Genomic DNA, 12,692 nt, shown 5'->3' with positions numbered 1-12,692 from the left:
TAAATAGTACTGTCAAATGAATAAAATAATTATAAGTTTCACTTTCTTTTTTATGTGCGTCCTTATTCCCGGGATATTAAGGGCGGCTCCGGAACAGGACGATATTAAACAGGTCTTTGCTGAAATATCTGCCAAGATAAGGGACAGCCATCCGAGGGTTTTTATCAACGAGACGATGATAAGTGACCTAAAGCGGAGGGCGACGGAGCGGGTAAACCGTGAACATTTTCAAAAGACCAAAGACCGGATCGACGAACTCATGAAACAGGAACTCATCGTATTCTCTGATTTCGACATTACCGATGGAACCAAAGGGAAAGACCATGAATACGGATTTTTTGCTTCGGATGCTGCTCTGCTTTATCTGGTTACGGGAAATAAAGGATACCTCGATTTTACCAAAAAAATCCTAGAACGCCTTGGACAGTATTACGCTGCGCGGAATGAACGAAACCGTAACATCCATTGGCGAGCCTATTCGAGGATAACGGCACTGTCTGCTTTTGATTGGATCTATAATGACCTGACAGACAGTGAACGGACTGAAATCGGGAAACCGCTATTACACACAATAAATACAATGGTTTTTCTCGATGGGCGTAAAGCTGCGCCAAGAGAGAACCGGGGCGATTACAAAAGTGGTTTTTATGGCAACCCTGTACTGGCCTGGTATGCTGGTTTGGTATTTTATAAGACAGGTATTGATGATCAAACAGCAGAAAAATTACTTAAAACGGGTTTTGAAGACCATTGGAAACTACTGGCGCATAGAAAACAGGTAGCTGGCGATGATGGCGGATCTGCTACGGCAGTTATGGAATACAATATTCAGGCGTACCCTTGGGCAGAATTCAATTTTTTCCACAGTGTCAAGTCAGCGACAGGCATTGATATTTCCCAACGATGGACTTCACCCTTGGACCTGCTGTATTATACAGAATGGAATTGGTTGCCGGGCAATCGCCACGTTGGTTATGGGGATGTGGACCACATTTCCAACAAATTGCCCTTGCGTCACATGTATGCCCATTTGATGCAAATAAATCATTTTTATGGGGAAAGTCTCGAGATACGTCCCGTGATGGACTGGATTTTGGGAAAAGTGAAGCGTTATTCTTCTGATGATATACCCTTTCTACGGTATATTGTAGACTATTATCCAGAAATCTCTAAACAAACAAAAGACGAGCTTCCGGGGCTTCCTTCAAGCATGCGCTTTGAGAATATGGGGCAGATATTTATGCGTTCAGGCTCCGGTCCCAATGACACATACGCTGCCTTCTCTACAGGAGGTATAATTACGGCACACAAACACTTTGACAACAATAACTTCGTGATCTACAGGAACGGATTTCGGGCACTGGACTCTGGCACAAGGCCAGAGCCAGGTCAGCACCTCACCCATTATTACTGCCGTACCGTTGCACACAACTGTATCACGATCCGGATGCCCGGGGAAGAATTTCCAGAATATTGGGGAGGCCCCGCATCTTCCGAAACACCCCTGCCCCTACCCAATGATGGAGGGCAGCGGGAACGCTTAGGGTCTGCCGTGGTTGGATACAGCCAAAATGAGCAATACGTCTACATTGCTTCCGACGCTACAAAATCTTATCATAAGGACAAAGCACAGACCGTCCTCCGGCAGTTTGTGTTCATCCAGCCTGACGTATTCGTGGTTTTCGACAAAGTCGTCTCCAAATCGGCCGATTACCCCAAAACTTGGCTTCTGCATACCGCCAGCGAACCGACCTTCATCAACGACAACGAATTTCAGGAGATCTCACAGGGCGGCACCTTGTTCTGTCGTACCGTATTTCCTACGGCTGCCAAAGCAACCAAGATCGGCGGCCCCGACAGACAGTTTTGGTCCGACGGCCGCAACTGGCCTTTGCCCCTTCTTACACCCAAAGACTGGAACTACCGTCCCAACAGTCCGGGACGCTACACAAACCTCACGACAAAACCACTGTTGGGGCAGTGGCGGGTCGAGGTAGCACCTGAAAAACCCAGTCTTAAGGACAGCTTTCTACATCTGATACAAGTAGGTGATAAGGATTTAAAGGAGATGATTGCCTCCAAAGCAAAAGACCAAGGAGATAAAAAAGGCGTGGCATTTGACTATGCGGGCAAGAACTACGAGATCCTGTTCAACGATGACGACACCGTTGGAGGCCACATCCGTATTACCCACGGTGGCGTTTCGTTACTGGACGAAGCATTCACTTCCGAGGTAGAACATCAGGAAAGCATATTCAAGATACGTTAAACTATTCTCACAAAAACATAAAAAATGAAACAACGAAATCATCTCATCACCCGAACAATCTGCTACTTCAGCCTCATCGGCCTTGTTAGTTTACTTTTCTCTGCGTGTACTTCTGCTCCGGATAAAAAGAATCCTACACCGGCCATCTCTTACGATGATATCCCTGAAGGCTATCTGGACGAAGCGGAACACATCCCGGACTTCTGGATTGCTTCGGTAGAGGGAATAAATACCTATCTCGAGACCCGGGTAAAAAAGGGCAAGGTAGAAACGGCCGGAACATCTGCCGGCGGGCGGCCTATTTTTGCCGTGTCGTACGGCGAAAAGAGAATTGGAGCCGGCACAACCACCTTCTCCGGATCACTGGCAGTTTCCGATCTTGTTCCCTACAGAGGGGCGGACAACGAAAAAACGGTGTATATGGGCTTGGGCGGGGTACACGGGTTTGAGTTGGAAAGCATCATGGGTACGATCAACATGATCGAGGTGTTTGAAACCGGCAAGGATCTGAGTGGAAAGGCACGACCCGAGCTGGCCGCTATGCTCGATTCGGTAGACCGTATCGTACTTATCCCACTTGTCAATCCGGACGGCAGATCCCGTGTCCCCATCAGGATGGAACCCGACCGTGGTGGTGCTTCGGGTTCGTTTACCGTACACGAATATCTGAATACAGGCGGCAAGAAAGACGGCAGTATTATCGGATGGCCGGATGTGAAGGAATTTATCCCGATGGACTTCTCGGAGGTAGGTTTTCCGGGCGGTTATCCAAACGATGCAGGAGTCAATATCATGCACGATGATTTCTTCGGTTCACCGCAGCCTGAAACCAAAATGCTGTTCGACCTGGCGGCCCGTGAAAAGCCTGACCTCATCATCAATATGCACACCGGCGTGCCCAAGAACAACTATTACATGCACATTCTGCGGCCTTTTACCGAGCCCAAGTTGCAACCGATATTCGATGCTTTGTACAGAAATATCAAGATCGCTTTAACCGACAATAAACTCCAAGGGTCAATGGATACGACCATCGAAGCCGATCCATCTCTTCGTAGGATGGGGGGATATAACCTGAATACCGCGCTTAACTTGCATTGTGGTGCGCTGTGTGTTGTCATAGAATCGCCCAGTCATGGATATTTCGGAACCAATCTGTCTGGCGATCCGGCTATGCAAACACCCGAGATGCTCCTTGATGCCCAGTTGATTGCCCATCAGGAAGCGTTACGGTTTTTAATCAAATCGGGAGGGCGCGCAGGCTGGGATAAACACGCTATCCAATAAAACACAATCAATTTTTTGCAAATACGAGTCATTAATATTTAACAACAGAAAATTATGAGCGAAAAACCATTACATGGCATAATGAAATCATTTATCTTTCTCCTTCCAGTAATTTTTTATGCCTGTAATTCAAAGAATGTTACCCTCTCGCAGCTGAAAAAGGTTGAGAACCAATTGGAAGGACTAAGGGAGGCTGCCATGGCGGAAAATAGGATTCCCAGAAGTATAACAAAGGAAGGAAATATACGTTGGATAATCCAACCGTATGACTGGACAGAAGGTTTTTGGCCGGGTACTTGCTGGATGCTGTACCAGCAGACACAGGATGAGAAATGGAAAGAGGCAGCAATAGCAGCACAGAAGCTGATTGAGCACCACAAGGATCTGACCAATGACCATGACCTCGGCTTTATCTTCAACAACTCCTATGGCAAAGCTTATCGAATCACTGGCGAGGAACAGTATAAAAAGGTACTGATAGACGCTTCCAATGCGTTGATAACACGGTTTAATGATGCGGTGGGATGTATAAAGAGCTGGGACGTAGCAGGCAACTGGCAGGCGGAACGGGGGTGGAAGTTTCCGGTCATTATCGACAACCTGATGAATCTGGAAATGCTGTTCGAAGCCTCCAACATCACCGGAGACAGTTTGTACAGGAATATTGCCATCACCCACGCCAACACCACGATGGAAAATCATTTCAGACCAGACGGTAGTTCCTACCATGTGGTCGATTATGATCCCGAGACCGGAGAGGTGCGTAGCAAGGTTACGGCACAGGGCTTTGCGGACGAAAGTGCCTGGGCACGCGGCCAAGCTTGGGCTTTGTATGGGTACACCATGTGCTATAGGTATACGAAAGATCAAAAATACTTAGATTTTGCAGAAAAGATAGCCGATTTTATCCTCCATCACTCCAACTATCCCAAAGATGGAGTGCCCTATTGGGATTTCAATGCATCCGATATCCCGAAAGCACCAAAAGATGCTTCTGCAGGTGCTATTATAGCCTCAGCACTGATAGAACTCAGTGGGTATACGAACGATAAATATCTGAAAAATGCGAAACATATCCTGAACACGTTGTCGGGGGATGCTTATACTGCGAAACCGGGAGAGAACCAACATTTTGTACTCATGCACAGTGTGAGCAACTTCCCCAGCGGGAATGAGGTTGACGTACCACTAAATTATGCAGATTATTACTATACAGAGGCGCTTACACGGTGGTTAATGAAAAGGACAGAATGATGAAAAATAAAAATAACAATACTCGAGAAACCGCAATAATGCGGTTTTTTTAGCTCCTCCATGTTTGTGAGATTCTTAACTGCTTTCAAAGGAAAAATACCCCAATTTAATATAAATCAAAAAAGTGCAAAAAAAAATAATTGAAAAAAATGTGTTTGGGAACGGTTGTGGGAACATTCCCAATAAAATAATGGGAATTTTGTTTGTATAATCTATTGTATAACAGTATAAAATAACATAATTTAGCAGTCTGTTATGAGAATATAAACCTATTTATTCAACAATATATTTAGAAAAAAGTGCAGACTTTCTGCATCCGTTAGTATGAGTTTAGTGCAAAAAACATATAAATATATATAGAACATCCTTATGAAATTTATCAAAGAAGAAACGAGAGAAATTCCAGTTTATACATCTCCAGATGTTGTGGTTATTGGCGCAGGTCCCGCAGGTATTGGTGCGGCTATTTCTGCGGCACGTAATGGTGCCAAGGTATTATTAGTAGAGCGCTATGGCTTTTTGGGGGGTAATCTGACTATAGCCATGGTCAACCCGATGTTTACCTTTCATGACATTAAAGGGAAACAAGTCATCCGTGGTATTGCCGGCGAGCTGGTTGAACGACTGGTCGATCTAAAGTCTTCTCAGGGCCATGTGACGGATCTGACGTTTGATAATGCCTCCATGACTCCATTTGATCCAGAAGGGATGAAATATCTTCTTTTCCAGATGGTCAAGGAAGCCGGTGTAGAATTGTTGCTCCATACTTGGGCGGTAGGTGCAACAACGGAGAAGGGTAAAATCACCTCGGTAATTATCGAAAATAAATCGGGAAGGCAGGCTATTGTACCCAGGTACGTTATCGATTGTTCGGCAGATGCTGATATCGCTACATGGGCAGGAGCTCCATTTGTGAAAGGTCGGGAGAAAGATGGTGCCATGCAGCCTGTGACGCTGTTTTTCCGTATAGGTGGTATCAATATGACCAATTTGCGTATTTGGATGAAAAATAACCGAGATCTATTGAAAGATTCGCCCACAGATGACGAGATTGATTCCAGCAAGGCTATTGCTTTTCTGGGTTTAAAGCAATTGGTAAAAATGGGTATGGAAAAAGGTGAGTTTCCGAAAGATGCAGCTCCTCGTATCCTTTTCTATGAACTTCCGCAGGAAGGTCAGATTGCGGTCAATGCGACACGTCTGCAAGGAATAGATGGTACAAATGCCGCTGATCTGACGCGTGCAGAATACGAAACCCGCAAACAGGCCTGGGAGATTCATAAATTCCTTCAGAAGTATGTGGGCGGTTTTGATGAGTCTTATATTCTGGACACCGGAGCACAGGTGGGCGTACGGGAGACACGTCGTATCCGTGGCGATTATCAGCTGACTGAGCAGGATGTATTATCCAACCGCGCTTTTGAGGACGGCATAGCCTGTGGTACGTTTGCCATTGATATACATCCACCAGAAGGTGAGCAGCAGATATTTACAGGATCAGGCAAAGCCGTTTATGAAATTCCTTACCGTTCGCTTCTGCCACAAAAACTTGACAATCTTTTGGTGGCTGGACGGTGTATTTCAGCAACACATACAGCCTTTGGCTCGGCTCGGGTTATGGCCACATGTATGGCTATTGGACAAGGAGCAGGGCTGGCTATGGCCAATCTGGTTCAACAAGGCGGCGGTGATGTACGCAGTGTCGATGTTGCGGCATTACGCAAACAGCTGATTGAACAAGGTCAGTATCTTCTCGGCATGCCTGACGAACAGCCTGCTGATTCATCGCTTGCACTAAACAAAGTTGACAGCTCGGGCGCTACAGCATCCCACCATAATCCATTTAAAGATAAAGCACATGGCTAAATCATCAGGCAATGTCCGCTGGGGAGTAGCTATCTTGTTATTCTTTGCCTCCACATTAAATTATCTGGACAGACAAGTCTTGTCTGTGCTTGCCCCGACTATACAGGCGGAGCTCGGCCTAACTGACATGGACTATTCTTACATTACCTCATCGTTCCTGCTGAGCTACACGGTCATGTACGCCATCAGCGGGACGTTGGTAGACCGCTTAGGTACTCGAAAAAGCTTTCTATGGGCTGTCGGGGGTTGGTCTATAGCCAACCTGTTACATGCGTTTGCCAAGACGGCCATGCAATTCTCGGCGGTCCGGTTTCTTTTGGGCATTGCCGAATCGGCTAATTTCCCTGCAGGTGTCAAGGCTGCGTCCGAATGGTTTCCGCTGCGCGAGCGGGCGCTGGCTATTGGTATGCTTAATGCGGGTTCGTCAGCAGGTGCGGCCATTGCTATTCCCTTAGTCTCGGTAATCGCGGTACAGTTCCATTGGCAGGCGGCGTTTGTGGTAACCGGGTTGTTGGGTCTTTTCTGGCTCTTTTTTTGGCGGCGCCAATATCATTTGCCGCAAGATCACCCTCATATCAGTGAAGCAGAGCGTGAGTTGATTTTGGAGGGACAACCCGCGCAATCCTCTGAAGAGGAGAAGACCAGCATCTGGCGTTTGTTGCGTATGAAGCAAGCTTGGGGCTGCCTCTGCGCACGTATCTTTATTGATCCGGTAACCTACTTTCTGATCTTTTGGATACCTAAATACCTGCAGGAACAGCAACAGCTCACTTTGGAACAGATGGGCTATCTGGCGTGGATTCCTTTTGTTATTCTTGCGGTAGGCACCCTGCTGGGGGGAGTTATCCCACGATGGTTAATCAATCGCCTAGGTTGGTCGCTGAACCGAGCACGTAAATCCGTTATGCTTTTCGCATCGCTTCTCGTGCCGGTTTGCTGCGCGATGCTATTCTATTCTTCGGGGATAGGGCTGGCGTTGGCCGCAATAGCCGGAGTCATGCTCGGTCATGGCCTTTGGGGCAACATTACCATCCCGGCAGAAGTCTTTCCCAGACATGTGCAAGGCACGTTGACCGGTATCGGGGGTACATTAGGAGGTATTGCCGGCATTCTTTCACAACTGTCGGTGGGGTGGACAGTGCAGAATTTTTCGTATGTCCCGATATTCATCGGGATAGGCGTTGCCTATTTGTTTACCCTACTATGTGTTCAATTACTAACAGGAAAACTAGGAAAAATTATACAAATAACCTAAAATAAATCCAAGTAAATTATGAAAAATCAAAACCTACTTCTATTGCTGTGCGGCATTCTCATATGGGTGACCACAGCATGTCGGGATGCGCTTAAGGATTTTAATAAAATCGGAAATCCCTCGGATCTGCGCTACATCGCAATTATGGATGCACGAGAAGGAGAAAGTGTTTCTACCGTCGCTCCGACCGTTGAGACGGGAGGGCTTATCCCACGTTTCGAAATTGTCAGTGTGCGGAGAGGTGACGGAAGCCTGCTGGGCGACGCACAACTCAATTACTTTAGTGTCGGTACGGCATCTACCGTTAATATTGCTATCACAAACCCTCCGGAGGATGTTGTCGATGAAAATGGCAATCCGGTTACGGTGGTAGTGGCCCATAACCCCAGAAGCAACGGGGTGATTTCTGTAACTTCGGGTAACGACCTTTCTCCGGATGATTACTATTTTACCATTCGGGTGACCACAACAGCAGAAGAAACGCAATATTCGACCGTATTTGAGGACGCTTTCCATCTGCGTGTCAATCCGCTGCTTCCTTCGTTGATTGTCTATGCACCAAAAAATCAAAACCTGGTTTACGGCGATGCTAATAGCAAGACAAAAGCCCCTATTGTGCCGAATGGTAATCCGGCAATACATTTTGCCTTGGGTGACCATACAGATAAGTTGAACATCGATGCCGAAACAGGGGAGATTTCGTTGGCTTCGGGCTATGTTTATACCGAAAAAGAATCGTTAACCCCTATTATCCACGTCGTAAGTGATATCAATGGAGAAATTGCCGTATTCGAAGACGTGGTGACAGTCATTATTACCGATGTACCTGAAACCATGCCTATCGAAACCATCTATTTCTTTTATCCGACATTGAACACAAGTACAGCCAAGCCGTTGGGAGGGGAGGGTTTTACGGTACAGACTTTCGATCAAGGATCTGCTCAACGCATCTGGGGGGCTGGTACAGCAAATAGTACCTACAATGCTAGCCTCTTTAAAAAGCCTGATTTTAGACCGGCAGCGAATACAGCACAGACCATGTTAGAAACAATAACAGGCGCCGCTACTGGCATTACAAAAGGACCGTTCAATACATTGATGGTAACCACCACACAAGATCTAACCCCATTTCAGTACGGTTACGATCTTTCGTTTTCTTTTTATTATCTGACGACGTTTTGGCAAGCAATGTCCGACGGTACTATACCGATTGAGTTTGAGGTGTATATCTCTACGGATTATACTGGGGGCGATCTTCAGGATGCACAGGGAAACTGGCTCAATGGCACGTGGACCAAGGTCAACGCCGCGTTGCGGAACAGGCAATCTACCAGTCTGACTGGGGAGAATTGGGGAGAGGAAACGCTGGGTTTGACTACGGGGCAGGCAACTAATACCCACTGGTTGCAATGTACTTACGACATTTCCCCTGAACAGATATCCTCCCACTTTACAGTGGCCTTTCGGTTGACCTCTAATTTTGAAGGAGACTTGAGCAACAATGGCTCCACCGCAGGGACGCAACAAGGCCGGGGTGGTCGGCATTATCTGACGGACTTCCATTATAAAGCGGAGGAATCCAACTAATACATGGAGTAGAAACCAACATAAATCTTAATAACATGAAGCTAATCTTATCATCATTACTGATTATCATTTCGGTATCAGCATTTGCTCAACATCTCGTTCGGGGGAAGGTGTCCGATTCGGATGGACCCATCTCTGGGGTAACGGTCGTCGTAAAGGGGAGTACACAACGGACCACCACGGATGGCAACGGAGACTATATCATGCCTAACGTCAAAGCGTCTGATATTCTAGTCTTTTCTTATATAGGCTTTCAGACGGTTGAAAAAATAGTATTGGAGCAATCGACCATTAACGTTCAACTTGCTATGGAGGAGAGACAGATTGAGGAAGTCGCTGTAGGGTATCAGGTTATCCAGAAGAAAGACCTCACGGGAGCTGTGGCCTCAATAAACCCTGACGATCTGGCTTCAACCGCCACGGCTAATTTCGATCAGGCATTAGCAGGTCGGGTTGCGGGCGTACAGGTGACATCGAGTGATGGTACTCCCGGTAGTGCAATGAATATTGTCATCCGGGGAGGGAACTCCATTACGGGAGACAACTCGCCGCTGTATGTGGTGGATGGTGTGCCTTATGAGGACTTCGATCCATCGACTATTAACACACGTGATATCAAAAGTTTTGACATCCTGAAAGATGCCTCTGCGACAGCTATATATGGTTCACGCGGTGCGAATGGTGTTGTGGTCATCACTACATTGGGGGGACGTAACGATGGAAAAACCGATATCAAGGCTGGTGCATATACATGGTTGCAGTATATCCCTACTCGGTTAGAGGTTATGAGCCCGTATGAATATGTACTCTATCAGCAAAAAATAGCCTATGCTACAGACAATTATGTGCCGGGTCAAAACCTGAATATGTTTTACAACCGCTGGATCGACCCCGAATTGTACAGAGATGAAGAGGGGATCAACTGGCAAAATGAGATCTTTCAAAATGCTAACACCCAGAACTATACGATATCCATGCGCGGAGGGACTCCAAAAACGGGTTTTTATTACAGCGGAAATTTTACCGATCAGAATGGTACATTGATAACGACCGGCTTTAAGAAGATCAACAATCTCCTCAAGCTGAGGCATGAGGTGACGGATAAATTTGAGGTAACTATGCGGGCAGAATACAACAGGTTGGACAGAGTTGGTTCGGCGATTTCCGGGGGTACTACCACGAGTGTTATCCGGGACGCTATATCGTTCCGTCCGATCAACCCTGTTAATTGGACCGCTGAGGACGAGGAGGAGTTTCTAGACGAGGCTGTCACCGACGACATCTATCTGTACGATCCTGTGCGTACCCTGAATAATACCGAGCGGACGCGTGCCAATGACGTGATCGGTGGTAACATAGGATTGAACTACAAGTTTTCGGACAAATGGACATTAAACCTTTTGGGTAGCTACCACGCTAACATCACGGAAAACACCCTGTTTTACAAAGAGCAGACACAACAGGCTCAGCGGTCAGCCGTTGGTATAAATGGGTCTATTACGGATACACGAGTTACCACCGCGTCGACCTCCAATACCTTGCAATACAATGATCGAAAAGGCAAACATGTGTATGGGGGCCTTGCGGGGTTGGAGATACAGGGAAGGTCTTATCAATATTCTCAGCTGAGGAACACCAATTTGTTGATCGATCATTTCGGAATACGTAACTTAGGTCTTGCCACGGCGGGAACCATAGCCCAGACCGATTTTACTAAAAGTACACTACTGTCTTTTTTTGGACGAGGTAACTATACGTATGATAATCGCTATCTGGCAACGGTCAACTTTCGTGCGGATGCATCGTCCAAGTTTAGGCCGGAAAACCGATGGGGCTACTTTCCTTCGTTTTCACTGGCGTGGCGGATATCGAATGAGAAATTCATGAAAGCTCAAAAAGATATTACGGAAATGAAACTGCGGGCAGGCTGGGGGATGACCGGAAATGACCGAATAAATAGTTATGCCGGATTTGATCGTTTTGGAGTTAGCACGACCAGTGGGTATGTGTTGGGTGAAGGTCAAGCCTATATGCCAGGTGTTATCCAGACCAATATGGCTGTACCGGATCTGCGTTGGGAGACCACTAAACAATCCAATATCGGTCTGGATATAGCATGGAAAAAGAGGATCGACATTACTGCAGATTATTATATAAAGAATACAGTAGACTTGTTGCTCAATGCGGATATGTCGCCGAGTACCGGCTTTGACCGCGTACAGCAGAATATCGGAGAGGTGTCCAATAGAGGATTTGAATTTACCGTCAATTCGAAGAATATCCAAAAGAAAGATTTCCGCTGGAGCACCAATTTCAATATTACATTCAATAGAACCAAAGCGGTACGCCTTAATGATGGGCAGGTCGAACTTTTGACGGATCCAAGATGGAATACCCATTTCATGTCTTCCACCGAGTATCAATATGTGACGAGAGTAGGCCAACCGGTCGGTATGATGTATGGTATGGTCTACGACAGGCTCTATCAGGCCGATGATTTCCTCATCAACAGTGGGGGAGCCTATGAAATCAAACCGGGAATTCCTACCATAGTGGATAATACGCGGCCAGGGATGGTCAAGTTCAAGGATATAAATGGTGATGGTAAGATCAGTGAATTGGACAGGACTATTATAGGTAACCCACATCCGAAGCATATTGGAGGTTTGAACAACTCTTTTCGATACAAAACATTTGATCTTCAGTTTATGTTCCAATGGGCTTATGATTTTGACCTTCTGAACGGGAACAAATCTGAAATGGGAAACTATTTCATTCGCAGTAGAAATGGCTTAAGATCGCTCAATGACATATGGACTCCGACCCATACGGATACCGATGTGAGTGGTTCGGGATTCGATGGTAGAAACCTCACTCGCCCTGTAGGTTACAGACTTGATGATCGGCATATAGATGATGGGTCTTATCTTAAGCTTAAAACAGTTGTACTGGGTTATAATCTGAACAGCCAATTGCTTAGCAGGTTGAGGTTGAAGAGATGTCGACTGTCCTTGTCTGCTCAGAACCTCTATACGTGGACAAAATATGAGGGATATGATCCAGATGTATCTGTGGGGAGGTACGGCGCTTTGACGCCGGGTCTGGATTATTCGGCTTACCCACAAAGCGTGACCTTGTCTGGAGGTATAGAAATTACGTTTTAATCCTATAATC

The 12,692-nt window shown here is 46.4% G+C and carries 7 protein-coding genes; all 7 read left to right on the top strand.

What is annotated here, in order from left to right; genetic code table 11:
- The first annotated feature begins 16 nt into the window (after positions 1–16).
- The 7 genes from G5B30_RS03900 (at position 17) to G5B30_RS03870 (ending at position 12,682) form a co-directional block, all read left to right on the top strand.
- A complete protein-coding gene (locus tag G5B30_RS03900) occupies positions 17–2,269 on the top strand; it encodes a heparinase II/III family protein (RefSeq protein WP_165318647.1) in 2,253 nt (750 codons plus the stop codon).
- A gap of 24 nt (positions 2,270–2,293) precedes the next feature.
- Complete coding sequence (locus tag G5B30_RS03895) at positions 2,294–3,556, top strand: M14 family zinc carboxypeptidase (protein ID WP_165318646.1); 1,263 nt, start codon at positions 2,294–2,296, stop codon at positions 3,554–3,556.
- 54 nt (positions 3,557–3,610) lie between these two features.
- Positions 3,611–4,810, top strand: a complete 1,200-nt coding sequence (locus G5B30_RS03890) for a glycoside hydrolase family 88 protein (RefSeq protein WP_165318645.1) — start codon at positions 3,611–3,613, stop codon at positions 4,808–4,810.
- 369 nt (positions 4,811–5,179) lie between these two features.
- Positions 5,180–6,676 carry an FAD-dependent oxidoreductase gene (locus tag G5B30_RS03885; protein ID WP_165318644.1) on the top strand — a complete coding sequence of 499 codons (1,497 nt, stop codon included), beginning with the start codon at positions 5,180–5,182 and terminating at the stop codon, positions 6,674–6,676.
- Positions 6,669–7,931, top strand: coding sequence for an MFS transporter (locus tag G5B30_RS03880; protein ID WP_165318643.1), 1,263 nt, complete (start codon positions 6,669–6,671; stop codon positions 7,929–7,931). Before G5B30_RS03885 ends, G5B30_RS03880 begins: the two co-directional genes overlap by 8 nt.
- Positions 7,932–7,949: 18 nt before the next feature.
- The gene (locus tag G5B30_RS03875; protein ID WP_165318642.1) at positions 7,950–9,518 is read left to right on the top strand and encodes a hypothetical protein; all 1,569 of its coding nucleotides are present in this window, start codon (positions 7,950–7,952) and stop codon (positions 9,516–9,518) included.
- A gap of 35 nt (positions 9,519–9,553) precedes the next feature.
- Positions 9,554–12,682, top strand: coding sequence for a SusC/RagA family TonB-linked outer membrane protein (locus tag G5B30_RS03870; RefSeq protein ID WP_165318641.1), 3,129 nt, complete (start codon positions 9,554–9,556; stop codon positions 12,680–12,682).
- Positions 12,683–12,692 lie beyond the last annotated feature (10 nt).

The sequence above is a fragment of the Sphingobacterium sp. SGG-5 genome (assembly GCF_011043525.1).
Taxonomy (GTDB): Bacteria; Bacteroidota; Bacteroidia; order Sphingobacteriales; family Sphingobacteriaceae; genus Sphingobacterium.
Note: the sequence above shows the minus strand (reverse complement) of the source record. Positions and strands in the feature narration are given on the sequence as shown.